This window comes from Sphingobacterium sp. BIGb0116 (assembly GCF_024808035.1).
Classification (GTDB): domain Bacteria; phylum Bacteroidota; class Bacteroidia; order Sphingobacteriales; family Sphingobacteriaceae; genus Sphingobacterium; species Sphingobacterium paramultivorum.
Window position 1 is genome coordinate 144,119 of record NZ_JANUDT010000006.1, and the last position, 26,314, is coordinate 170,432.

At 40.7% G+C, this 26,314-nt stretch carries 20 protein-coding genes and 1 tRNA gene; 13 read left to right on the top strand and 8 right to left on the bottom strand.

The window, feature by feature from the left end; all coding sequences use genetic code 11:
* Window positions 1-3: 3 nt before the first annotated feature.
* Genes M2419_RS15585 through M2419_RS15605 form a run of 5 tightly spaced genes read right to left on the bottom strand, consistent with a single transcriptional unit; the run spans window position 4 to window position 6,501 of the window.
* Window positions 4-546: an NUDIX hydrolase gene (locus M2419_RS15585; RefSeq protein ID WP_153845322.1), complete on the bottom strand. Its 543-nt coding sequence runs from the start codon at window positions 544-546 to the stop codon at window positions 4-6.
* Window positions 546-2,282 (bottom strand): phospho-sugar mutase, encoded by a 1,737-nt coding sequence (locus M2419_RS15590; RefSeq protein WP_153845323.1) that lies wholly within the window; start codon window positions 2,280-2,282, stop codon window positions 546-548. Before M2419_RS15590 ends, M2419_RS15585 begins: the two co-directional genes overlap by 1 nt.
* 32 nt (window positions 2,283-2,314) lie before the next feature.
* Window positions 2,315-2,998 carry a hypothetical protein gene (locus tag M2419_RS15595; protein WP_153845324.1) on the bottom strand — a complete coding sequence of 228 codons (684 nt, stop codon included), beginning with the start codon at window positions 2,996-2,998 and terminating at the stop codon, window positions 2,315-2,317.
* Window positions 2,999-3,015: 17 nt separating this feature from the next.
* Window positions 3,016-3,780, bottom strand: coding sequence for an enoyl-CoA hydratase/isomerase family protein (locus M2419_RS15600; RefSeq protein ID WP_153845325.1), 765 nt, complete (start codon window positions 3,778-3,780; stop codon window positions 3,016-3,018).
* Window positions 3,781-3,816: 36 nt separating this feature from the next.
* Window positions 3,817-6,501 (bottom strand): carboxypeptidase-like regulatory domain-containing protein, encoded by a 2,685-nt coding sequence (locus M2419_RS15605; RefSeq protein ID WP_259255319.1) that lies wholly within the window; start codon window positions 6,499-6,501, stop codon window positions 3,817-3,819.
* 123 nt (window positions 6,502-6,624) lie between these two features.
* Between M2419_RS15605 and purD the strand changes: the two genes are divergently transcribed.
* The 10 genes from purD to M2419_RS15655 all read left to right on the top strand — a co-directional run bounded on the left by purD (window position 6,625) and on the right by M2419_RS15655 (window position 19,201).
* Window positions 6,625-7,899 carry a phosphoribosylamine--glycine ligase gene (gene purD / locus M2419_RS15610; protein ID WP_259255320.1) on the top strand — a complete coding sequence of 425 codons (1,275 nt, stop codon included), beginning with the start codon at window positions 6,625-6,627 and terminating at the stop codon, window positions 7,897-7,899.
* Between the two features lie 88 nt (window positions 7,900-7,987).
* A tRNA-Glu gene (locus M2419_RS15615) sits at window positions 7,988-8,059 on the top strand.
* Window positions 8,060-8,793: 734 nt separating this feature from the next.
* Window positions 8,794-10,260 (top strand): IPT/TIG domain-containing protein, encoded by a 1,467-nt coding sequence (locus M2419_RS15620; protein WP_259255321.1) that lies wholly within the window; start codon window positions 8,794-8,796, stop codon window positions 10,258-10,260.
* A 13-nt stretch (window positions 10,261-10,273) separates the two neighbouring features.
* Window positions 10,274-13,363 carry a TonB-dependent receptor gene (locus tag M2419_RS15625; RefSeq protein ID WP_259255322.1) on the top strand — a complete coding sequence of 1,030 codons (3,090 nt, stop codon included), beginning with the start codon at window positions 10,274-10,276 and terminating at the stop codon, window positions 13,361-13,363.
* A gap of 11 nt (window positions 13,364-13,374) precedes the next feature.
* Entirely contained in the window at window positions 13,375-15,432 is a 2,058-nt protein-coding gene (locus M2419_RS15630; protein WP_259255323.1) for a RagB/SusD family nutrient uptake outer membrane protein, read from the top strand.
* A gap of 15 nt (window positions 15,433-15,447) precedes the next feature.
* A complete protein-coding gene (locus M2419_RS15635; RefSeq protein WP_182330539.1) occupies window positions 15,448-16,431 on the top strand; it encodes a DUF4973 domain-containing protein in 984 nt (327 codons plus the stop codon).
* A 56-nt stretch (window positions 16,432-16,487) separates the two neighbouring features.
* Window positions 16,488-17,234: an aspartate/glutamate racemase family protein gene (locus tag M2419_RS15640; protein WP_153845331.1), complete on the top strand. Its 747-nt coding sequence runs from the start codon at window positions 16,488-16,490 to the stop codon at window positions 17,232-17,234.
* A gap of 98 nt (window positions 17,235-17,332) precedes the next feature.
* Window positions 17,333-18,046 carry a pirin family protein gene (locus M2419_RS15645; protein WP_153845332.1) on the top strand — a complete coding sequence of 238 codons (714 nt, stop codon included), beginning with the start codon at window positions 17,333-17,335 and terminating at the stop codon, window positions 18,044-18,046.
* Between the two features lie 85 nt (window positions 18,047-18,131).
* Window positions 18,132-18,776: an MgtC/SapB family protein gene (locus tag M2419_RS15650; RefSeq protein ID WP_120335676.1), complete on the top strand. Its 645-nt coding sequence runs from the start codon at window positions 18,132-18,134 to the stop codon at window positions 18,774-18,776.
* A gap of 47 nt (window positions 18,777-18,823) precedes the next feature.
* Window positions 18,824-19,201 (top strand): hypothetical protein, encoded by a 378-nt coding sequence (locus M2419_RS15655; protein ID WP_153845333.1) that lies wholly within the window; start codon window positions 18,824-18,826, stop codon window positions 19,199-19,201.
* Here M2419_RS15655 and xseB read toward each other — a convergent pair whose 3' ends face one another.
* Window positions 19,202-19,423 carry an exodeoxyribonuclease VII small subunit gene (xseB, locus tag M2419_RS15660; protein WP_075990493.1) on the bottom strand — a complete coding sequence of 74 codons (222 nt, stop codon included), beginning with the start codon at window positions 19,421-19,423 and terminating at the stop codon, window positions 19,202-19,204.
* Between the two features lie 41 nt (window positions 19,424-19,464).
* A complete protein-coding gene (gene xseA, locus M2419_RS15665) occupies window positions 19,465-20,751 on the bottom strand; it encodes an exodeoxyribonuclease VII large subunit (RefSeq protein WP_259255324.1) in 1,287 nt (428 codons plus the stop codon).
* A gap of 197 nt (window positions 20,752-20,948) precedes the next feature.
* Here xseA and M2419_RS15670 point away from each other — a divergent pair, with 197 nt between their 5' ends.
* From M2419_RS15670 to radA, 3 genes are all read left to right on the top strand, one after another.
* On the top strand, window positions 20,949-22,673 hold the full coding sequence (locus tag M2419_RS15670) for a serine hydrolase (RefSeq protein ID WP_259255325.1): 1,725 nt from the start codon (window positions 20,949-20,951) through the stop codon (window positions 22,671-22,673).
* Entirely contained in the window at window positions 22,670-23,830 is a 1,161-nt protein-coding gene (locus M2419_RS15675) for a dipeptidase (protein ID WP_153845336.1), read from the top strand. Before M2419_RS15670 ends, M2419_RS15675 begins: the two co-directional genes overlap by 4 nt.
* Window positions 23,831-24,062: 232 nt before the next feature.
* The gene (radA, locus tag M2419_RS15680) at window positions 24,063-25,448 is read left to right on the top strand and encodes a DNA repair protein RadA (protein ID WP_153845337.1); all 1,386 of its coding nucleotides are present in this window, start codon (window positions 24,063-24,065) and stop codon (window positions 25,446-25,448) included.
* 153 nt (window positions 25,449-25,601) lie between these two features.
* Here the strand turns inward: radA and M2419_RS15685 are convergent, their stop codons facing one another.
* Window positions 25,602-26,285 (bottom strand): peroxiredoxin, encoded by a 684-nt coding sequence (locus M2419_RS15685; RefSeq protein ID WP_153845338.1) that lies wholly within the window; start codon window positions 26,283-26,285, stop codon window positions 25,602-25,604.
* Window positions 26,286-26,314: the final 29 nt, after the last annotated feature.

Here is a 26,314-nt window from a genome sequence, read left to right on the forward strand (position 1 = left end):
GTTTTATAACAAGCCTAATTTGTTGAAAGCATAGAATAGCGCACTAGCATGTAGTGCCTGACTGAATTTGTTGTTCAGCAACATGCTTTTTGCTTCTTCAAGCGGTATACGATAAACATCGATTTCTTCATGTTCATCTAATGCCTGTTCCTGAACTTTTTTGCCCCCTGTCATCAGGTAGGTATAGGTAATATTGCCACTTGTCGCCGGGTTGGCATAAAGCGTGGCGATTTCTTCAATCTGATCAAATTGATAGCCTGTTTCTTCAAGCATTTCACGCACAGCAGCATTTTTAGGATCTTCTCCTGGTTCTGTTGTCCCTGCGGGAATCTCCAATGAAATAATGCCTGCTCCATGGCGGTATTGCTTAATGACCAGAAGTTCGTTCTGCTCAGTAATTCCGATCATATTTACCCAATCTGGATACTCCAGTACGTAATAATGGTCATTGATCCGTCCATCCGGAAGCTCACAGGTATCTCTGCGCAGTGTAGCCCAAGGCTCTTTACAGATATATTCAGAGGATAGTAGTTTCCATTTTTCCATTAGCTTACAATATCTTTCATCATACGGTCAACCTTTTCTTCCAAAATAGTTTGCACATCGAAATAATCAGCGGTATCCTTTAAGCTTTCTTTTACAGAACAGTAAAATTTAATCTTGGGTTCCGTTCCCGATGGTCTGGCAGAAATCACATCGCCATCTACTGTTATAAATTGTAACACATCAGATTTAGGTAACGCGATCGCTCTTCGCTCCCCTGTACTCATATCTGTGATTTGGGAAAGCTGATAGTCCCTGATTTCTTTGACTTTTATTCCACCGAGTATGGTTGGTAGATTATGACGTAAGCCATTCATCATGGCCTGAATTTCTTCGGCACCAGCCTTTCCTTTTTTTGTTAGGGAAATTAGCTTTTCTTGATAACAGCCAAATTCTTTGTAGATATCTAATAGAACTTCGTAAACTGTTTTTCCTTTTGTTTTGAAATAGGCGGTCATTTCGGCTAGGAAAGCACAAGCGTTTGGAGCGTCCTTGTCACGCACTAGATCGCCGACCAAGAAACCATAGCTTTCCTCGCCGCCCACAAGATATTGTGCTGAATCGCCTAGATTAGTAATCAATTCACCAATATATTTGAAGCCTGTCAGTGTTTCATAATGCGTTACACCGTAGTGATCTGCAATATCGGCTTGTAAATTGCTGGTTACGATTGTTTTTACAATATATGGATTCGATCCGAGTTGTTTTAGTTCACTTTTTGCACTGAGGACATAGTATATCAATAAACTGCCGATCTGATTACCATTGAGCAGTTGAAACTGTCCCTTATTATTTTTTACGGCAATCCCTACACGATCAGCATCGGGATCTGTTGCTAATACAAGGTCAGCATCAATTTCTTCCCCTTTTTTCTTTGCTAAGGCCATTGCATCTTCCTCTTCGGGGTTTGGATAGATTACTGTTGGAAAGTTGCCATCGGGCGTGGCCTGTTCAGCAACGACTGAAACATTTTCAAATCCCCAGGCTTCTAGCATTTTAGGAACAATGGTAATTCCAGTGCCATGTATCGGCGAAAAAACAATTTTCAAGTTTTTTTGAGCCCTTACCGCTTCCGGATGAATACTTAATGTTTTATTGGCATTGATATAGAGCTGATCGATTTCTTCCCCGACAGGAATGATGTTTTGCGTATTTCCGTCAAATTTAATAGCGCTAACTGAACTGATTGCGTTTACTTCGTCGATTACATTTTTATCATGAGGTGCAGTCAGCTGGCAGCCATCGTTCCAGTAAGCCTTATAACCATTATACTCCTTTGGGTTGTGTGAAGCCGTTAGCATTACACCGCTCTGACAGCCGAAATGACGGATGGCAAACGACAATACTGGGGTCGGGCGCAATGCGGTGAACAGATGTACCTTGATGCCGTTGGCCGCAAACACGTTTGCAACCAGCTGGCCAAAAGCCTGCGAATTGTTGCGGCTATCATAAGATACCGCTACTTTAATCTCCTGATCTGGGAACTGTTTCTTTAGATAGTTTGCTAATCCTTGCGTGGCTTTGCCGATCGTATACTTATTCATACGATTGGAGCCCACACCCATAATGCCCCTTAAACCTCCGGTTCCAAATTCAAGATCCTTGTAAAAAGAATCCGTAAGTTCTGTCTCCTCATTATTGTCGATTAAATTCTGAACTGCTTTCCGAGTTCCTTCATCATAACTTGGGGTTAACCAATCTTCGATTTTCTTTTGTATGTCCTTATCTAAATTTTTCATTATCGTTAAGTTTGGTTAAAATTTACAAAATATTATGCGTCACATCCAGCATAAGCACGGTCTATTACTGTAATATACCATTTTTCTTCCTCTTTTGTCACGTGAAAAACAAAGGGTTCTTCATGCTCATTGGAGGTCATAATGGCTCTATAACTTCTGGATTCTATATTTCTTAGTCGCTGTAATTCAGTATTACTAATTTTGGCATCAAGAATTTCATTCATGAACTTTGCCGTTTGAGATAGTTCATTGGGGCGGGACTTTTTATCATAATAGAATCCGGCTTTATCCCACTTCATCGTACCACAATCAAAAATAGGTAGTTTTCCGGCCTTCAATGGGCCCTTGTACGTTAACTTTTCATAAGAATGGTACTCTGGCACAGGTTTAGAAAAATTAAAACTGTTTTGGTGTACATAAGAGTCTAGCGCGCCGGGACGATAGATAATATAAATTCCCAATTTGGGATGTATATAGGAATTTATTGTTTTACTGTCCTGTTCTGAATATGCCTTGGCAAGTTTCTCCAGTACTTCCTCCAGCGTTTCGGAGTTCTCTTTCTTTACTTCCTTTTCAGTCGTGTCACGTTTTTGTAGGGTATCCACAGGAATTGAATCCTGAATGATTTTTACAGCTTTATCCTCTTTTTTGCTATTTCTACAGGAGATCGTGCTTGCAGTGAGACAAATAAGAATAAAGAAAAAGAGATTTCTCATGATGATTTTGTTTAATATTACTTCTTTGAAGTCAAGTTTTCAATGATTGACTTTAAAATAGAGCGTGTTGACGGAAGCCACCATTGTTCGAGGATGCGCTGGATTGTCTCTTCCCTATTCTCGCGCAATTTAAGGATTATTTCCTTTCGGAAGTTCAATTTGGATGTCTGCCAGGTCTTTTGGTTGAACTGGGTGATCTGTTTTATTTTTTTTGTTGCGGTATTGAAGAGTATATTAGCGGGAACAATGTCATCGATAAGACCCTGTGTTTTTGCTTCTACAGGAGAAAGCAATTTACCTTCGAGCAAATTCTGATAAGCATTCCGTTTTCCGATCCAAAATGCATAAAGCTGAAATATACTTTCAGGGACGATGAGTCCGACAGGAATCTCGTTAAGACCGATCACAAAATTCCCTTCGGCCATAATCCGATAGTCACAGCATAGCGCCAGTACGCATCCTCCAGCTGGGCTATGACCAGATATTGCGGCGACTATTGGTTTTGGAAAAGCCGCGAGTAATGATGTCGCTTCCAGGAATAAATTCCAGAATTCCCGAATTTGTTCTTCATCGTATTGGAATAAGGTAATTAGATCGAGTCCCGCGCTAAAGAAGTTTTCCTTGCCAATCAATATTGCACCATAAATAGCTTCATTTTGCTGGGAAGATTCCAAGGTATTTATCAGTTCCTTCAATAGTTGTGTGTCGATGGCATTTGATTTTCCCCTGTCGATGAAAATACTTAAAATATGATCTTCTATTTTGGTTTTAATATGTTCCATAACCTTGTCTTTAAATTTAACGATTTGTTTGCACTACTATTGTGGTTTTACCTCTATTAAATACTCAAGATGAGCAATCTTGCCATCCATGCTTATTCCCTCAACGGTTAGTTTGTAAGTCCCAGGTTCGTCAGAAGTGAAGAATTCGAAATGCGTTTTCCCATCTTTTGGTATGATCAGATTTGGTTCCCATGCGATTGTTGTCCGTAGATCGCGTGTAAGCTTATGTTGGATTGTTGCATCATATTGGGGCTTGAAAAAGGTTCGGGGTACATATAGCCCTTTTGGCGTGATCGTTAGAATTCCTGTAGGGGTATAAGATGAGGAGATGGCATCTCCCGATTTACTGGTAATAACGATAACACCGTTGCCTCCGTAGCTGCCGTATATGGCCGTGTTGCCTATGCTGCGGAGAACCTCAATACTAGCAATATCGGCGACATTGATCATATCAATTTGATCAGCTTCAATATACATCCCATCAAGAACAATTTGCATGGGACTTCCGCCATTTAACCCCATGGATCTTGTGCTGTAAGGGACACCATTTCGAAACATGACACCAACTAATCGACCCGCAAGACACTGCTCCAGTGTCGTACAAGTGGAAAGGTCTTCTGCCGAAATGACCTGATCGGCATTTCCTGGTCCATTGAGGTTTCTGGAGTTCTTGTCAGCTTTATTTGTTCGTACTCTATTGACCTGTACCTCTTCCAACCGAATGCTCTTTTGGATTATGCCCGCAGCTTCCAATTCGCCAAGGAATTGTTGGCTATTTTTCAGTTGTGTAAGCAGCGTGGTATTGATGTCGTTAACCAGCAAGGGTTGATCTTTACTCGTATTTGGAAGGGGGGTGAGCGGGTTGTCTATAACAATATCAACTCTTTTTTTCTCCTTAGGGCCATCACCTGTCACAATAAACTTGACACTGTCTGCAAATAAAAGTTCGTCAAATGAAAATCGCCCATTATTGTCTGTCAGCGTATCTACACTCAGCAACATATTGCTCGTCGGTATCAGCGTTACTTTGGCATTTGGAACTACAGCCTTTCGGGCCGTTTTCTTGATGGTCCCAGCGATCGTAAGTCCTTTTTCAGGAAGGAATGAAGTAGTTGATGTACTTGTGTAATTCTTCCAGTCCAACTTGCGCCAACCTTGGATCAACATAAGATTGTCCAGTTCAGTCAGTTTAATGTTTGTTAAATCCTCAAAGTAATAATTGGGGCGTTCAATAAAGCCACGAAGATCAGATTTCAATAGTAGCTCCGAGACAATAGATGAATAATAGCGATCTGTCGTGGAATCAACCTTGCTGAGGTTTACCACTGATGCGGAGAGCGCAGCAAACCTAGTGGTGTCACTATCGTCATATTTGACGGAAAGATTTGCCATCACTTTATCGCGTGTTGTGAAGCTGGATTTGTTGAGTTCTACGGAGACAGGAAGTAAGGTCGATGTCGTATTGTAATTAAATACCAATCTTTCTGCTATAGGAACCATTTGTTCTGTTAAGATGGATAATTGTAAAACTCCAGAAGGTAGGTTTTTTTTAGGGATATTGAATAGGATCTCCGTTCCATTTAATTTCTGCTTAGCGGCATGGAAGACAAGGCCATTGTATTGGGCTACCAGATATATATCTTTGCCGTTGACCAGATCCGGTGTCGCGGATAGTTGTGCTGCAATCTTATCCTTTAGTCCCGAATTTACCGTAAGAACATATCCGGAATTCAGCACTGGCGGTAAGGCTGTGCTTGTTGACGATCCATCTTCGAAAAGGGCTGTAGCGACGTATTTTTTTCCTGCCTGTAGGACGAGCGGGATACTTCCCATCCCCAGTGAATTTGTTTCAAAATCTGCGACAGTCGTTTGATTTTCTTCCACCACGGTTATTTTGGCTTTTTTTCCCAATCCGGCAGGAGTAAGGATTTTGAATCCTGTCTTGCATAATATGTTGCTGACCAGTTCGCCACTTTCGGGAAAAATTTGAATGCTATTTTGGCTGTTTGGATCGGGGATAACAAAACTTTTGAGAATACGTCTTTTATCTAGAGAAATAAATTGTAAAGACAGTGTTCCGCCTTTAAAGTCATCTTTCAATTCCAGCGCCACTGTTCCATTATCATTCGATTTTAATCGGCCGGATTTCTCTTTACTGTTGTTCGGTTGTAGGGTATAACTGATGCTGTTATTAATCAGCGGGACTCCCTGAATGGTTTTGAGATTAATCTGGAACATGTTTTCTGTTCCGTTTTTGACCAATTCACTTCTCGTCATGATATTATCGGATCGGCCATTTGTGATCGGAATAACGCGTTCATAGAAATTGGCCACAGAGTCATTTTGCATCCATCTGGTAAATGATCTAACGCGGTATGAGCCTTCTTCCAAGGTGTCCGGCAGATTGAAGTCGCCTATACTTAGACCGAGTGTAATTGGAATTTTGATACTTTTAATGATCTTATTGGTTGGAGATATCAATTCTACATTAGCAATTTTACTAATGTTGCTCAAATAATTAAAAGGGGCGGTGGTGCAGTATAATTTAAACCAGATGGTTTCTCCGGCCGAATAATCATTTTTGTCCAAATGGAGATAGATTTTTTCCCTGATGTGCTGCGCATGGTAAGTATCCAGTTTCTGCAACGTCTGATCGATCTGGGCCGACGCCAACAAAGCGAATAGGAGGCAATTTACTAACAGCAGTAATTTAGCGTACATATGACTAATGTTTTATGAAAATTAGAAAATATTTTCCTTTAATCAATTTATAAATCAAAATATTAGTCTCATTTTAAACGATCTGATACCTTAAAATTAGCATAAAAAAAATATCTTTGTGTTATGAATATCCTAATAATCGGTTCAGGAGGTCGTGAATCCGCCTTCGCCTATAAGTTGTCGAAAAGTCCACGTTTAGATCAATTGTTTATTGCTCCAGGAAATGCTGGAACAGGTGTGTATGGTCAGAATGTAAATATTAAAGTTACCGACTTTGCTGCTATTGCTTCCTTCGTATTGGAGAATAACGTGCAAATGGTGCTCGTCGGTCCCGAAGAACCTTTGGTAAAAGGTATTCATGATTATTTTTTAAATCGGGAAGATTTAAAAAATATCCCGGTAATAGGGCCACAACAGGAGGGGGCTCAATTGGAGGGCTCAAAAGATTTTTCAAAGCAATTTATGGATCGCCATGGAGTACCTACTGCCGCTTCAAGATCGTTTGATGCAACATCGTTGGAAGATGGACTGGCTTACCTTGAAACGCAAAAATTGCCGATTGTGCTTAAGGCTGATGGTTTAGCTGCAGGCAAAGGAGTGTTGATCTGTGAGACGCTGGAAGATGCTAAAGCTGAGCTAAAAGCGATGATTGCAGATTCAAAGTTTGGAGAAGCTAGCCGAGTTGTGGTTGTTGAAGAATTCTTAAAAGGAATTGAATTGTCTGTTTTTGTTTTGACAGATGGTAATTCATATAAAGTGCTTCCTTCTGCAAAAGATTATAAACGTATTGGGGAAGGTGATACAGGCCTAAACACGGGTGGTATGGGATCAATATCTCCAGTTCCTTTTGCCGATGAGACATTTTTAAATAAAGTAGAAGAGCGTATTATCAGACCGACAGTTGAAGGACTTAAAAAAGATGGTATTCCGTATAAAGGATTTATTTTTATCGGTTTGATGAATGTGGAAGGGGAACCTTATGTCATCGAGTATAATGTTCGTATGGGGGATCCGGAGACTGAGTCCGTATTACCTCGTATTGAATCGGATCTATTGGATTTACTGGAAGGTGTCGCGCAGGGTAATTTGGAGCAACGCTCCTATACTGTATCTCCTAAAACTGCCGTAACGGTCATGTTGGTTGCGGGAGGTTATCCTGGAGATTATGAATCGGGAAAAGAGATCGCCAATATTGAAAATGTTAAAGAATCCATCGTATTTCAAGCAGGTACGAAGGTGGTGGATGGTAAAATTGTTACTGCAGGCGGACGTGTAATTGCTGTTACCACATTGCAAGATACGCTGTTTGAAGCCCTTCAACAGGCAACTGCAGATGCTGGAAGGATATATTTTGAAGGGAAATACTTCAGAAGAGATATCGGTTTCGACCTTATTTAAAAAATATTTAATTTTTTTTTGGAATACTGATTTTAAGATCTATATTTGCAACTCCAAAAACAACAATGTTATTGGAGTTGCATAAAAAGGCCCGTTCGTCTAGGGGTTAGGACGCAAGATTTTCATTCTTGAAACAGGGGTTCGATTCCCCTACGGGCTACAAAAGATAAAACCTGCAAATATTTTTGCAGGTTTTTTTGTTTGAACCCAAACGAGCAGCAAATGATGCGGCTTGATCCATAAGACCTCCGAATAGCTGGCTAATTCTCCAGTCAGCCAAAGCAAAATGCTTTTTCACATGCTAACCTTTTTTCAAAATAATATCCAAGAAGTGGCGTGTACGCAAATATGTGGTCATCTTTATTTGCTGTGATACAAATAAGCAGTTTATTGAGATAATTCTATAGTATCAGAATCTTTACAATCCCTAAATTTGAGTAATCAATTATAGAAAGAAAACCTTAGAGAAGCATTTAGAAAGTCAAATCAGAAATCATTCGTCCATTTTCTTTGTGAAGAAAAAATAGTGTAGAGCGTGGGAATGGGAACCGTTAAGGTCGGCAGCTATTGTGAGTTTAAAATAGAAAATAAGGAGAAAAGTAATTTTTAAAAACCAGAAGACTTTGAAGCAATTGTCATAAAGTCTTTTTTTAGCTTAAGATAGCTAATACCATTTAGCTTTATATAAAAATAACCAATTATGTGGAAATTAAAACAAAGCGTTCGCCTAATAATAGGGCGAGCATCGATCCGTTCGTCCTAAAACTATCCTATAAATAGCAGTAATGTTAATGAAATTTTAAGGAATATATCGCAAAATCGGTGAATCTGGGATTCGTTGACGGTGTTATAGTAAAGTTGTTGAAATAAAATTCTAACCAATAATAATATCTTATGAAAACTAAACAAGCAGCGAGCTTTAGCTGGCTATTGTATGGATTAATCTTGGCTGTTGTCGGGCTAAGTTTAAGCGTTGTAAGTTGTAAAGATGATAAGCCTATCGGTGTAAATGAAGGGATCCCTTTTGATCCTTCCCAACCTGTGGTTGTATCTGACTTTGCCCCATCATCTGGCGGGGTAGGTCAACGTCTAGTAATCTACGGTAAAAACTTTGGTAATGACCCGAAGAATGTAGCGGTCTTTATCGGCGGAAAACAGGCTGTCATTGTCAATGCCTTAGGAGAATCTCTGTATTGCCTTGTACCTAAACAGGCATTTAAGGGGGATATTGAGGTCCGCGTCGGTAATCAGGACAAGCAAGTTGTAGGTAAGGCTGAGAAAATATTCGATTATCAACGCAAGATGGTTGTGTCCACACTAGCGGGCTACAGAAATGCGCGTGGCGATGAACCCTGGCGAGATGGGAAATTCAAGGACGCAGACGAAAATAAAATGGCAAGCGGGTTTTGGGAGCCTTCTTTTATGAAGTTTGATCCTGCCAATCCTAAGCATCTTTGGATGACCTTTGACAATAATAATGGATTATACCTTGTCAATTTTGAGGATAGTACCATCACGAAAAAACGTTCGGATTTTGATCGTCCACGTAGTGTTGATTTTACTTTAGATAAGAAGTATATGATTATTGCTGAGGATCGCGGCGGCGAGAATGACCGGGCAACATATCGCTTATCGCGTGACAAAAATTGGCAGGATAGGGAAGTTCTAACTACTTATAAACAGTGTAATGGCGCCTCAATCCATCCGGTGAATGGAGAAATGTATTTCAATAGCTATGAAAAGGGTCAATTTTTTCGATTTGACCTCAATAAATACTTTAGTGAAGGTTTAGGTGTCAAAGATTATGAAACGTTATTTGTGGTGCATGATCCACAATGGGAGTACAAGATTTTCATTCATCCAACGGGCAACTACGCCTATATCGTTGTCATTAATCAAGGCTATATTCTCCGTGTAAACTACAACTGGGAAAAGAAACGATTTACACAGCCCTACCTCGTATGTGGTCAAATTAGAGCGTATGGTTATCAAGATGGCGTAGGCTCTTCAGCGCGCCTAAATAATCCTTATCAAGGTGTATTTGTAAAAAATCAAGCCTATGTTGATGCGGGTAAGAATGACGCGTATGATTTCTATTTTACAGATCAGATGAATCATGCGATTCGGATTTTAACCCCTGAAGCAAGTGTTACAACCTTTGCAGGTAGGGGAAGTTCTAGTCTCAATAGTAATCCTTATGGCTATGTCAATGGAGATCTACGTTTAGAAGCACGTTTTGATCGCCCTTCAGGTATTGCCTATGATGAAGCTGAAGGTGCGTTTTATATTGGAGATCAAGCCAATCGTCGTATTCGTAAGATTGCGCTGGAAGAGATGGATCAAGCTAGCCAAAACCAATAAAATAAAAAGAATTATGAAAAGATTATTACTGCTATGTACGCTACTGCTCACGGTAATTGGCCTAACCATGGCCCAAGAAAGCGTGGAGGTTATTGGCCTTGTCTCCGATGTTCAGAAGACACCGATGGTTGGTGTGAGCGTGTCGGTAAAAGATGCTCCGGGATGGGGCGTGGTAACCGATAATAATGGACGTTATAAAATCAAGGTTGATCGCTATAAAACCCTTATTTTTTCTTCTGTTGGCTATCAAAAAAAGGAGGTTTTGGTAAAAGATAATTTGACAGTCAACGTAACCCTGCTGGAAGCGGAAACGAGTGTGTTAGATGAGGTTGTTGTAACGGGTACGGGTACACAAAAAAGACTCACCTTAACAGGAGCTGTAAGTACAGTAGATGTGGAGACCATGAAATCAAATCCTACATCCAGCATTACAAATGCTCTCGCCGGAAATGTCCCTGGGGTGATGGCTATGATGCAGTCTGGTCAACCAGGTAAGAACATTTCTGAATTTTGGATACGTGGGATCTCGACTTTTGGCGGTGGAACCGCTGCACTGGTGCTGGTTGATAATATTGAACGAGATATCAATGATATCAATATCGAAGATATCGCTACCATTACTGTACTTAAAGATGCGGCTGTAACAGCTATTTATGGGTCTAAGGGGGCCAATGGTGTTATTTTAATCACAACCAAACATGGTAAAGAAGGGAAAATTAGCATTAACCTGAAAGATGAAAATATCTACAATACACGTACCATTACGCCCGAATTTGAGGACGGTGTAACTTATGCAAACCTGCTTAATGAAGCACGTATTACACGAAACAATGCCCCAGTCTACCAACCCGAGGAACTCGAAATCTTACGATTGGGCCTCGACCCTGATCTTTATCCGAATGTGAATTGGAAAGATCTATTGCTCAAAAAAGGAGCGATGACTTACCGTGCTAATTTAAATTTAAGTGGAGGTGGACCAACTGCGCGTTATTTTGTGTCAGGAAGCTATGTTGATGAGGGCGGGATGTATAAAACAGACGAAGCTTTACGCAAGGACTATAATACAAATGCGAACTTTAGGCGTTGGAACTATCGCTTAAATACGGATATCAATGTGACCAAATCTACTTTGCTTAAGGTTGGTGTGGCGGGCGACCTGAGTAAACGAAATAGTCCGGGGCTTGGTGATGACTTCTTCTGGGGAGTACTTTTTGGGTATTCGCCCATACGAACTCCAATTATGTATTCAGATGGTCGGGTTCCGGCTATCGGCGAAGGTAATATGACAAACCCGTGGGTCGTGGCAACACAGACCGGTTTCAATGAGAACTGGACAAATAAAGTACAGACAAATATTACTCTTGAACAGAATTTTGATTTTATCACCAAGGGCCTTCGTTTTCGTGGAATTGTCGGCTACGACACTTTTAACGAGAACAATATTGAGCGACGAAAATGGCCGGAACAATGGCTTGCTGAACGAGCAAGAGATGAAAACGGCCAAATAGTTTACCGGCATATATCAGATCCGCGAGAAATGTATCAGTACAGCTTCTCCAAAGGAGACCGACGCGAATTCTATGATATGATGTTTAATTATGATAAAAATATTGGTGATCATAATATCGGAGCGGTTGCCCGATTTACACGCGATGCTCTTGTAAAAACAGTAGATCTCGGCGATGATATAAAAAATGGTATAGCAAGACGTAATCAAGGGATGGCCGGTCGTGTAACCTATAATTGGAAATCGCGTTATTTTGTTGATTTTAACTTCGGATATAATGGATCAGAGAACTTTGCCATTGGTCAGCAGTATGGGTTTTTCCCTGCATTTTCAGGGGCTTGGAATGTTTCTGAGGAAACTTTTGTCAAGGAAAATATGCCTTGGATGAACATGTTCAAGATTCGTTATTCTTGGGGTAAAGTGGGGAACGATCAGCTTAAAATTGGAAATGACCTGGAACGTTTCCCTTATTTATATACAATTTCCGGTATATCTAATTTTTACAAATGGGGAGATTATGGTGTTGATCGGAATTATACGGGTTTAAGGTATAGTCAAGTTGCTTCACCATATGTGACCTGGGAGATGGCTGTCAAGAAGAATCTGGGATTTGATCTCGCCCTCTTTAAGGATAAAGTTATCGCCAACTTGGATTTCTTTGATGAAAAACGGACCGGCATTTATATGGAACGTAGGTATTTGCCAAGCTTGGTGGGATTGGAAAGTACACCAAGGGCAAATGTGGGAGCGGTTAAATCACGTGGTTTCGATGGACGTTTGGAGTACAAGGGAAAATTGGGCGAAGTTAATCTGACAGGACGAAGCAATATTACCTACAGTAAAAATGAAATTACGACGATCGATGAAGAAAATAATGTGTATGGTTATCAAAATCAAAAAGGCTACCGTGTAGATCAAGCTGTTGGATTGATCTCTTTGGGGCTTTTTAAAGACTATGATGACATTCGCAATAGTCCAAAACAAACCTTCGGAACCTACCAACCCGGCGATATTAAATACAAAGATGTGAATGGTGATGGCGTTATCGATGATGGCGATCGCGTTGCTGTCGGTGCAACTAGAAGACCCAATCTAATCTATGGTGTGGGGGCGTCGGCAAGCTGGAAAAATTTGGATATTAGTGTGCATTTTCAAGGTGCAGGCAAATCCACGTTCTTTACTTATGGAAAGACTGTATATGCCTTTAGCGAAGGCGAGTGGGGGCAAGTAATGAAAGGTAGCATGGGCGATAATCGATGGATTGCGGCTGATATTTCTGGAAATCCAGCAACAGAAGATCCAAATGCTTCATATCCTCGCCTTAGTTATGGACCTAATCCGAATAATTTTCGGGAGTCTACCTTTTGGCTGCGTAATGGTCAATATCTTCGACTTAAAACAGTGGATATTGGTTATAGCTTGCCCAAACATTTGGCCAATCGTATCCGGGCAAATAGCATTCGATTTTTTGTAATTGGCAGTAATCTCCTGACTTGGTCAAAATTCAAATTATGGGATCCCGAATTGGCAAGCCCAAGGGGAGAAGATTATCCATTGCCAAAATCGTTCACTTTCGGTGTCAATGTTAACCTATAAAATTTAAAGAAATGAAAAATAAGAAATTATATATTGTATTCATGCTTCTGCTTGGCACAGGCGTCATTTCTTCTTGTACAAAGGATTATTTAAAGTCTGATCAATATTTCAAGGATCGCCTCACAACGGAGAAAGTCTTTAAAAGTAAGCTCTATTCGGAAGAATGGTTAGCAAATGTATTTTTAGAATTCAAAGGTGAAAATGCCGATGTGGCGAGTAAAGGGCTTACTCCACATTGTTTTGCAGATGACATGTACTTCGGTGATCGCGATAAAGATTATGATCCATCAAAAAATGAACTGTCCTACAATATGTTTAAGATGGGCCTGTATACGGAGAATGATAAACAGGGAACATGGGCGCAATGCTACCGTGGGATTCGGAATGCAACCACCTTTATTCAGAATATCTATATGAATACTGAAATGTCTGCTGCTGAAATTGCGGACTATCGCGGGCAGGCACGTTTTGCAAGAGCTTATTTCTACTGGCTTTTGCTTCGTAAATATGGCCCCATTCCCGTGCTACCAGATGAGGGGTTAGACTATACAGATAGCTATGATAATTTGGCGGTTCCACGTAATACATATGAAGAATGTGCTAATTATATCGGTAATGAAATGTTATTGGCGGCAAAAGAAATGGCGGCTTTGGGTATGAAAAGAAGCCAAGATGGCTCTGCCCGGCCGAGTGTAGGTGCAGCTTTGGCAACGCGAGCTAAAGCCTTATTGTATGCAGCAAGCCCGCTGGCCAATGGTAATAATACAAGTATTGGGGCGAGGTTGGTTGATAATAAAGGAAAACGTTTGCTGTCTGCGGAATATAACGAAGAGAAGTGGGCTAAAGCAGCGGCGGCGGCACGGGATGTAATGGAACTAGGGGTATATCAATTGTATTGGACAGGATTGCAAACAACAGGAAATGATGCTACAGTAGTACCACCAAAAGACAATAATTTTTCAGAAAAGAGCTGGCCCGATGGCTGGGCAAATATCGATCCGGCTAAATCTTATGCACAGGTATTTGACGGTACGTTGCCAGCCTCTGGAAATCCTGAGTTAATCTTCACACGTGGTACCAATCAGGAGAACGAAGGGATTGATGCCATGGTTGCCCATCAGCTTCCTCGCTCGGCAACGGGATGGAACACGCATGGGGTGACGCAAAAGCTTGTAGATGCTTACTATATGGATAATGGTTTGAATGTACCGGGAATGGATAAAGAAATAGGCCGTGGAAATGGTTCAAATCGCTTGGGTGGTTATGTATCACAAGAAGATTATGACAAGGGAAAATATAAACCCTTGCGCCCGGGAGTCTCTTTGCAGTATGCGAATCGCGAACCTCGTTTTTATGCTTCTGTTGCTTTTAATGGTAGTTTCTGGACGCTGTTGAATGAAACACAAGAGCGTAATCGGAACCAGCAGGTGTTCTATTATCGCGATAATGACAGGGGCAATGGGTTTAACTCGTCCAATGCTTATTGGCTTCGCACAGGTTTCGGTGTTAAAAAGTTTGTCCATCCCAATGATACTTATGAAGGGGGAAGTATGGCTCGTATCGTACCGAAAGCAGAGCCAGCAATTCGCTATGCGGATATTCTGCTTATGTATGCAGAAGCATTAAATGAGCTGGGTGGGTCCTACAGTATTCCATCTTGGCGAGGCGGTGTTTACACAATCAGCCGCGATATTACAGAGATGAAAAAGGGGATACAGCCTGTACGGATTCGTGGTGGCGTGCCAGATTACAGTGCAAATGTATACAGTAGTAAAGTCGAGCTTAGAAAAACCTTGAAGCGCGAGCGTTTTATCGAGCTTATGGGAGAGGGACAACGTTACTATGATTTGCGTCGTTGGATGGATGCTCCTGTTGAAGAGGCTTTGCCCATCTATGGCTGTAATATTCTCATGAATCAAAAAGATCGGGATCTTTTTCATCAGCCAGTTGCGGTATGGGCTTTAAAAACCACTTTTGCCGACAAAATGTGGTTTTGGCCAATTAGTCATAGCGAACTTAAACGCAACAAAAACTTAACACAAAATCCGGGATGGACTTATAACGATTAATCAAATAGATGTCTTATGAACAAGTTATATATACAATTCTTTCTATTGCTGATAACCTTCATTTTTGGAGCCTGCAATGATGAATGGAAAGAAGAACAATATGAACATTATATTTCTTTCAAGGCTCCTTTGGACAACAACGGAGTTTCCAATATTTATGTTCGCTATAAGGATGCTGCTAAGAGCACATTTTTACAGCCTTTGATTGTAAGTGGGTCAACGACAAACGAATCAAATTTTGCAGTTCAGGTTGCACTGGATGCCGATACATTAAATGTGCTAAATTTTGAACGATTTCAAAACCGGAAAGATTTTTATTACCAACAATTAAGCAGTAATTATTATTCGTTTCCTACCACCGTTAATATCAATGCGGGCGAAAATACGAGCTTGCTGGCCATAGATTTCTCTTTAAAGGGTATTGATATGACTGAAAAATGGGTATTACCGCTGACGATTATGGATGATCCTTCAGCAAATTATAAAGGGCATCCGCGAAAGTATTACAGGAAGGCAATACTTCGCGTTAATCCATTCAACGATTATTCAGGAAATTATTCTGGATCTGCGCTTTTAACGAGGATGGAAGGTCAAGAAAATGAAACCCCTGTCGTGAAAAGCGAAATCCGGAGTTATGTCGTCGACGAAAATACTGTTTTTTTCTATGCAGGAAATATTGACGAAGAACGACAAGATAGGCGGAATTACAAAATATATGCAACCTTTACCAAAACAGGTACAGTGACTTTTCGTTCGGATAATCCTAATATTAAGTTTGTTGTGAATAAAGATGCAAGTTATACCATGTCAGAAGCAATGGATAAAGTACGGCCCTATTTGAAATGGCGTTGGCTTACGATCAATAATATCGATTATGAATTTACAGACTATACGATGATTCCCAATGTGCCAATCCGCTATAAAGTCGCAGGATCTCTCACTTTAGAACGAAAATTGAATACGCAGATTCCTGACGAGGACCAAGCGATAGAATGGTAATTTCTACAAACCATTTGTAAGACTATTGGTTATATCTATGATATAAAAATAGTTTTATGATTGGAATAGTAGGTGGACTAGGCCCTTATGGCGGCTTGGATATTACGAAGAAAATTATAGATGAGACGGCGGCAAGATCCGATCAGGAACACTTGCCGCTCTTGTTATTCTCATGTCCAAATTTGATCTCTGACCGAACGGCGTATTTATTGGATAAATCCAATGTCAATCCCGGTAAGGCTATCGCTGCAATTTTAAGACAACTTGAAATGGCCGGAGCGACCATTGCGGCGATTCCGTCCAATACGGCACATGCAGAACCGATTTTTTCTGTTGTTCAAGATGAGATGGCTCGTATGGGGAGCACGTTGAAGCTATTGCATATCGTCTATGAGACTGTCCGATTTGTAGACGAAAACTATCCCGACACGACAGTCGGGATTTTGTCTACCGCAGGAGAGCAGATCTGCAGTTTATATCGGGAAGCATTTATTCGAAAAGGTTTCGTTGTTGTCGAGCCAGAAGGATCGCAGCAAGAGAAGGTAAATAATGCAATCTATGATGAGGATTATGGAATAAAGGCCCAACCGGTACCGATCGCGAATAAAGCAAGGGAAGATCTATTGTTGGTCATGGATGATCTGAAAAAGAAAGGAGCGCAGGTCATTATTTTGGGTTGTGCAGAGTTACCTTTGGCTATCCCTGAACGGGATTACAATGGGATGATTGTCATAGACCCGAATAGAATTCTCGCACGTGCACTCGTTCATTCGCTTGCTCCAGATAAATTAAAGCCACTATAGTCCTCTCTTTTGACAAATTGTCAGATTTTGGGTTTATATTCCTGTTGGTATGGGTTTTGTCCTTGATAGTTAGAAGCTTATGCAGTAAGGAGGACAACATGCAAAAGATTATACATCGGGAAAGTGATCGTGGCCACGTCGATTTCGGCTGGCTGAAAAGTGCGCATTCATTCAGTTTTGGACAGTATCTTGATCCCGAAAGGATGAATTTTGGTGCCCTGAGGGTATTGAATGATGATCAGGTGGAAGGTGGTCAAGGTTTTGATCGGCATGGACACGACAATATGGAAATTGTTAGCATACCACTGGAGGGGGCACTGGCACATCAGGATAGTATGGGCAATGGCCGTACGATCCAAACAGGAGATGTGCAGATCATGTCTGCAGGTACTGGGGTGCAGCACGCCGAGTTTAATAGCAATCAGAAGGATGCTGTTAAATTTCTGCAAATTTGGGTAATCCCCAACGAAATAGGGCTAGAGCCCAGATACGATCAGAAATCCTACCTTCAATTAGATCGGCACAATAAATTTGCAACGATTGTTTCACCGGATAAAATGGATCACAATGCTGTACATATACATCAGGATGCATATTTTAACTTGGCAGACATAGAGGCGGGTAAAAAGATAGAATATACTGTTCATTCGGAGCAAAATGGGCTTTATCTTTTTGTTTTGGAAGGAAAGATCGCTGTAGCAAATGAAATGCTTTCAAGAAGGGATGCCATTGGTTTATACGAAACAGAAAAAATAGCGATTGAAGCTTACTATGATACATCATTACTGCTAATTGAAGTACCAATGTATTAGGTCGAAGAAAAGCTATTCTTTAATAGGGAGGTCATTTGATAGATCTCCCTATTTTTCTTAAATTGGATGAAGAAGAAATAAACTCATGGATAACCTATTACAACCTTTTGAATCGCGTGACGTTTTACTTATTATGTTATCAGTCTTAATAGGTCTGCTGATTGGGATTGAACGTGAATATCGCAATAAATCCGCGGGTTTGAGGACGTTTATATTGGTGAGCTTTGGATCTTGTCTTTTTACTATTCTTTCATTAAAAATTGGATTGGCAAATCCAGATCGATTGGCGGCAAACATTATTACTGGTATCGGTTTCCTAGGAGCAGGTGTGATTTTCAAAGAAGACAATAAAGTAAGTGGTATAACGACCGCTACGACAATTTGGGCTGCAGCTTCTTTGGGCATGTGTGTTGGTGCCGGATATATATTTTTAGCGTTTATTGGTGTAGGGTTGGTTTTGGCTATTTTGGCATTGTTAACGTATTTACAAACCTATATTGACAATTATCACAAAATAAAAGACTATGAACTGCAGACCTCATCTGAGGCAGATTTTGAACATACCGAGCAGTTAATCAGAAGGATGGGTTTTAAGGCAGTCATTGTAAGTCAACGCTATAACAAAGAAAGTTTGAATACCATATGGCGATTGACGGGAAATGTGACCAAACATCGGGAGTTTGTAGAAACGGTACGCCGTGATAGGCAGGTCGTGGCTTATCAATATTAGCAAGCTTTAGGATGAGCTGAAATGTATTAGGAAATGATAGCTATATTATGAGTACAGTTAAAATTGAAAAAGGACAGGCTTTTTGGTTAGCGGATCCCCAGGAACATGACTTCCCCGCAGCTTACGATTATTTGGAGCTTTTATTTGTTCCGGAAGAATGTAAGGCCTTTGTTGACAAACTTAGACGAGCAACTACGATAAAAAAGAAATCCAAGGATATTTTGCGGGCAAGTGCACTTCCGCTACTTCCTGATACCAATCGCCACGTCAAGGAAAATCTAAGAAAGATCAAGAAGAAGGAAAAGTTATCTCCAATTCTGTTGGTTCGGGCAAACGGGAAACTTATCATAGCAGATGGTTACCACCGCTTATGTGCCAGTTATTATTTTACCGAGGATCTTGATGTGCCTTGTCGTTTGGTTTAACTATTCGTCATCATCCGTTTCCTGAGCAGGGGATATTTTCTGTAATAAACTGTTTACCTCGTCCTCTGTCGCTGTTAACTTGGCTTTGCAGACTTGAATGAGGTCGGAAGCCCTCTTGATTTTTCCAGCGAGCTCATCAATATTTGTTGTGCCATTTTCAATTTCCCTTACGATTGTTTGCAACTCGTTAAAGGCGTCTGTATAGGTATAATTCTGTTCCATTATGATATTTTTCTTTAAAATTTTGTGTACCGATGGCCAAATTAAGCCTGGTCCGCATCCAAACCTTCTGTCGGCGATTTATCCGTTACAGTACTGGTAAGTTCGCCATATTCGAGTATCGTCTGTATCACATCGCCTGGAGACACTTGTGTCACCGACTGCAGTAGTTTTCCGTTAACCTTAGTAATTGAAAAACCTTGTTTCAATAGCCTAATTGGATCAGATAGCTGAATAATTCGTTCGGTATGGGCCAAAGCCGTTTTGTGCTCATAGAACCGCAATTTTATCAACGCGTTAAGATCGTGTTGAAATTGCTGAATGGCCGCCCTCGAGGACTGAATTTCTCTCTTCCCGATCCATTGTATATGCGTTGCCAGTTGAGATAGCATATTATGCTCTTCTTTAAATCGGGTAAGAATGAGCTGCTGTATACGTTCTGCTGCCTTATCAACCGGAATCGCAAAATTATGAAACTTCTGAATCAAAAAATCGGCTAGCTCACTGGGAGTGATCGCGTTTTTATAGGCGACCATTTCGCTAACCGTGTAATTCGTCGAATGTCCAATGCCTGTCAATACAGGGATTGGGAAGATAGCGATAGCACGTGCCAATAAGTAGTTGTTATAACTGGAAAGCCCAACCTCACCACCCCCTCCACGTATGATGGCGACGACATCGTACGTGTCGATTTTTTCAGCAATAACTGCAAGCTGATTGATAATAGAAGGTACTGACTTGTCTCCTTGTAATAATGCCGGAAAGAGCGTGCATTCTATGCGGTAACCCCAAGGGTTTTGATTAATAATTTTGTAAAAATCAGAAAGTCCCTTACTTGTTTCTACTGAAATAATCGCCAATCTTTTGGGAACCACCGGAAAGCCCAATAATTTATTGGACTCATATATGCCCTCTGCTTTCAGCTTTCGAATACTGTCTAACTTCTCCTTTTCAAGTTCACCTAAGGTAAAAGTCGGATCAATATCAACAATGCGCAAACTTAATCCGTACATGGGGTCATAGGAAATACTTGCCTGAAATAACATCGTAATCCCTTCTCGCAAAGGTTCTTGGGCGACTTTAAGAAAATTGTTGTTGATACGATTGTAATCAGCTTTCCATAAGATGGACCGAATTTCAGCGACAATTTTACCATCCTGTTTTTCAACCATTTCAGGGTAACAGTGGCCAGAATGCGTATAATGATTGAGCTTGTTCATTTCGGCTTTGATCCAGTACAAACTCTTATACCGCTCCGCAAGTGTCTTTTGGATACTGCGGCTGACTTCCAGCAAGGAAAATATTGTTTTATCTTGAATCAATTCTGACATTAGTCAAACTTACAGAAAAAACCTTCATGATGCAATCGGGGGATGGTTGAATACGCTATGGCCAAAGGATGAAAGAATTTTATTAACTCACATCGTCAAGTAGAGTAACAAAATTGATTTTTTTTCGAGCGAGCATATTCCTTCGTTATTTAATTCGTATTTTTATTTGATAGAACCTAAAAAACGATAAAAGCAGAATGAAAAAACGATTTTTTGGGGCTTTATTTGCAGGTTTGTTCTGTATTAGCCCCCTCTTTGCTCAATATAAGTCTACGATTAAAAACGAAACGATACTGTTTAATAACCTCGATCAGTTGCTACCTTTAGAAAATCTGGATCAACTTCGTATTGCAGTTGTCGTTCCTAACGCTGCAAAATATGCGATGTTCACAGAACAGTTGGCTCGTTATGCAAACACCAAAGTTTTTGATTTTAATAAATTTGATGAGGACATCAAATATTATAACACCATTATTGTGGCAGGAAAGGAAGATGACTTAGATGCAGCTTGTCTAGCACAGTTGAAGCAGGCCGTATTAAACAATAAAAAAGTTATCCTTTGTCATTTTTTTGAAAATGAAAAGAGCAAAAAGAGTTTATCGGAGCACCCACAGTCTGATTTGATCGAATTGCTTGCTCCTTTTTCAGAGATTGGACAGCGTCAGATGGCAATGTCTATTTTTGGTGGGATTCCTATAACCGCTGGTCATGTCAAAACCACACAGACAAGGCTGCAATATGGCGCTGCATCAAGTTCTAATCTGAACCTGACCAAATTGACCAAGAAAATTGATGCCATTGCACAAGAAGCCATCGATAAGCAAGCAACACCGGGAGCTGTTGTCATGATCGTGAAAGACGGACAAGTACTCTTGGAGAAATCTTACGGATTTCACACATATTCCAAAGATATTCCCACAAAAACAACTGATATTTTTGATCTCGCATCTGTCAGTAAGATTGCCGGTACTACTCCTGTAATTATGCGTCTTACCGAGCGGAATATTATTAATTTGGATAGTACCATGGGACATTACCTATGGCAGGCAAAGTATACCAATAAAAAGGATATCAAGCTTCGTTCCGTGATGTTGCATGAAGCAGGATTTACACCTTTTATTCCCTTCTATAAATATCTGAAAGTTGGAGACGTTGTTTCAGCGCGCGATGATAACCATCAAGTGAAAATGGCCGACAATAGCTATATTCTCAACAATTATTACCGCGATGTTATGTGGCCCGAGATGCTAAAATCACCTATAAAACCCACTGGAAATTATGTGTATAGTGATATCAGTATGTACGTGATGAAAGAAGTTGCAGAACATCAGACCGCTGAACCTCTGCAAGATTATGTGCAGGAGAACTTTTACAGGCCATTGGGGATGACGCGTGCTGGCTACCTTCCCCGAGAACGTTTTGCAAAGGATGAAATTGTTCCTACCGAGCAGGATACCTCTTTTCGGAAAACATTGCTAGAAGGCTATGTCCACGATCAGGGTGCGGCAATGGCTGGCGGTATTGCTGGGCATGCCGGATTATTTGCTACAGCAAATGATTTGGCAATCTATGGTCAACTGTTATTGAATAGAGGAGAGTACGGGGGAGAGCGCTACTTTAAAACCGAAACAATAGATTTATTTACCTCCAGGCAATCGACAAGCAGTCGTCGGGGCTTAGGTTTTGACCGTTGGGATCCAAACCCAAAAAATGAATATCCATCTAAATTAGCGAATAGCTCGGTCTTTGGTCATACAGGCTATACAGGAACATGTATCTGGATTGATCCACAAAATCAACTGATCTATATCTTTTTGTCTAATCGCGTACATCCTCAGGTGAGCACTAGGCTGTTGGATCTGAATATCAGAAGCAGGATTCAGGATGCTATTTATGAAACGATCAATGAAAGTCAAAAATGATAAAAGGCCTGCTATTACTTGGACTAGCAATGACAACACTCAACAATGTTGGATATAGTCAAGACTATAAACAGATACACCAAGATTTGGTGGTCGTCGACGGACACAATGATGTGATTTACGAATCCATTTTCCAGGGGAAAAATATTGGTCAGCGAATAAGTACGGGGGCTACTGATTTACCTCGACTGCGGGAAGGGGGCGTAGATGTGCAGGTATTTGCTGTGTGGTCCGATGATGCGAAGTGGAAATCTGGGGCATTTAAGCACGCCAATGACCAGATAGATGCATTGGAAAAGATGATTGCAGCAAATACCGATAAAATAAGTTTGGCAAAATCTTCACGTGATATCGATTCAATCTTAAAAACGGGAAAAATAGTCGCTTTGATTGGGGTTGAAGGCGGAAATATGATTGAGGGAAGTGTTGATCATTTAATGCGACTCTATGAGCGTGGTGCCAAATACCTCACTTTGACCTGGAACTACAATTTGTCCTGGGCGAGTTGTGCTGCAATGGAATCAGGTCGTATGAATCCCAAGGACAAAGGGTTGACGGCAAAAGGTCGAGCAATTATCCAGAAGATGAACGAATTAGGGATGATGGTTGATCTGTCGCATGGAGGAGAGCAGACTTTCTATGATGTGCTGGCGATAACGACCAAACCGATCTTGGTTTCCCATAGCAACGCCTATGAATTATGTCCACATTTCCGCAATCTGAAAGATGCACAATTGGAAGCTTTGAAAAAAAATGGGGGCGTTGTTGGTGTCAATTTTTATTCAGGTTTTTTGGATCCAGCCTATGAAACAAGGCTTAAGGATTTGTATGTGGGTAAATTTGGTGATAACGGGGATACAAAATTGAGTACTTGGTCTATGTATGAAAAGTTGCCAAAAGAACTTCAACGGCAAGCCGATGCTCCACTGTCGAAATTATTGGATCATATCGACTATTTGGTCAAAAAAGTGGGTATTGATCATGTTGCTGTAGGCTCGGACTTCGACGGCATAGAATCCTCACCCCAAGGTCTGGAAGATGTTTCTAAATTTCCACTACTGACCAAAGCGCTGTTGGAGAGAGGTTATACAAAAACGGATGTTGCGAAGATCATGGGACAAAATTTTTTGCGGATCTTAAAAGAAAATGAAGAATAAACACTTCGGTTTTTTTAAGGCTTTTCAGTGAGGTTCCAGTAGACATGCAGTATTGTTGAGGTATTGCTAAAGTAGTGATGCGGTATATAGTAATACTTTGTATTGACTTAAGCCGCCATAGGAGTAACATTATGGAAAGGCTGATCAGTCCTTACGTAATATCTTGGGTAATATAACACGTACGGGGCATGATATTACGCTTTTAACAGCTATAAATTTGTAATTTCGTAATATGGCAAAATCAAAATCAGCATATTTCTGTCAAAACTGTGGCTACGAGTCTCCCAAATGGATGGGGCAATGCCCTTCTTGCAAGCAATGGAATAGTTTTGTTGAGGAAATCGTCGAAAAATCGAGTTCAAAAGTGCCCGAATGGCGTAGTTCCACCACAGGCGGAAGCACGAAAAGAGCGAATAAAGCTGCCATCATCCACGAAATTGTCTATCAGGATGAATTACGGATATTGACTCCAGATCAGGAGTTTAACCGGGTTCTTGGTGGTGGTATTGTTCCGGGATCATTGGTACTTATCGGAGGCGAACCCGGTATTGGGAAGTCTACGTTGATGTTACAGCTCGCTTTATCGATCCCACAAGTCAAGACACTTTATATTTCTGGGGAAGAAAGTGAACAGCAAATTAAGATGCGGGCAGAGCGATTGTCACAATCTTCTAAAGCAAATTGTTATATCCTTACCGAGACATCTACTCAAAATATTTTCAAGCAGATCGAGACGGTGCAGCCCAATGTCATTGTAATAGATTCTATACAGACTTTACATTCCTCACAAATTGAATCGGCGCCAGGGTCGGTTTCTCAGGTACGCGAATGTACTGCAGAATTGCTGCGGTTTGCAAAGGAAACCAGTACACCAGTTTTTATTGTAGGGCATATTACCAAGGACGGGTCTATTGCAGGTCCCAAGGTTTTAGAACATATGGTGGATACGGTGCTTCAATTCGAGGGTGATCGTCATCATGTATACCGGATTTTACGGGCCGTAAAAAATCGTTTTGGATCTGCTTCAGAACTGGGTATTTATGAAATGCAGGGCTCGGGATTGAGGGAGGTGTCAAATCCTTCGGAGATTATGATTTCCCAGCGCGATGAACCTGTTAGTGGCGTTTCCATTGCGGCGATGCTTGAAGGAGTGCGCCCTATGATGATTGAAGTACAGGCTCTGGTGAGTAATTCGGCGTTTGGAACTGCTCAGCGCTCTTCTACAGGTTACGATACGAAGCGATTAAACATGCTGCTGGCTGTTTTAGAGAAACGCTTTGGTTTTAGGTTAAGTGCACAGGACGTGTTTTTGAATATTGCCGGTGGGTTGCGTGTTGAAGATCCTGCGATCGATTTGGCTGTTGTTGTTGCAATTATTTCTTCACAACAAGATATCGCGATTCGATCCAATCTGACTTTTGCCGGTGAGGTTGGTTTATCGGGTGAGATAAGGGCCGTAAATCGCATTGAACAGCGTATACAGGAGGCAGAGAAGCTGGGCTTTGATGGTATTTTTATTTCTAAATTCAATACCAAAGGATTGGATGCTAAAAAATATAATATTGCCATTCGTCCGGTTGCCAAATTGGAGGACATCTTCAGTGCTTTGTTTGGCTAAGGGAGAAAAAGGGGCAATCAATCGTTTAATATCCTAATTTACTGGGATCATCTTAAAATAGATTTTTTCAGAAAAATGGCGTTCTTCAAAGAATAAAAATAAAAAGACCATGCTTTTACTAAAACATGGTCTTTTTTATGGATCGTCTATAGTTTACTTTTTCAAGACTTCTTTCAATTTCGCGCGTAAAGCATCACCATGTAAATTCTTGGCGACGATTTTCCCATTGGGATCGATCAGTACATTCTGTGGAATAGATTTTACGCCGTATAATGTTCCGACATCATTTTGCCAACGTTTGAGATCCGAAACATGACGCCAGTGCAATTTATCTGCATGGATGGCTTTAATCCAAGAATTGCGATCCTTATCAAAGGATATACCCAATATTTCAAAGTTTTCACCTTTAAATTGTTGGTATGTTTTTACAAGATCTGGGCTTTCGACACGACAATCCGGACACCAAGATGCCCAAAAATCAAGGAGAACATACTTTCCTTTAAAGTCCGAAAGCTTTACAGGGGTACCAGTGGTATCATTTTGCGTAAACGCTGGCGCTATTTTTCCAATTTGAACCGTTTCCAATGTATTTAAGTAATCTTGAAACTCTTTTCCTTCACTTGAATTCTTGACATTTTTACTCAAGGTATTATAAAGCGCCTGAAGCTCGGGGTATACAGGGTCATAACCTCCAACTCTACGCAAGTCAACCAATGTCGAGATTGAATCTGGAGAAGCTTTGACACGGGCAATATACTCCTCTTTGGTAAGTTCTTTTTTTTGTGCAGAACCAAAGAATGGCAGAACTAAAAAAAGTAGTGTGATGTATTTTATCATGTTATTATTCTTATATATATTTACAAATA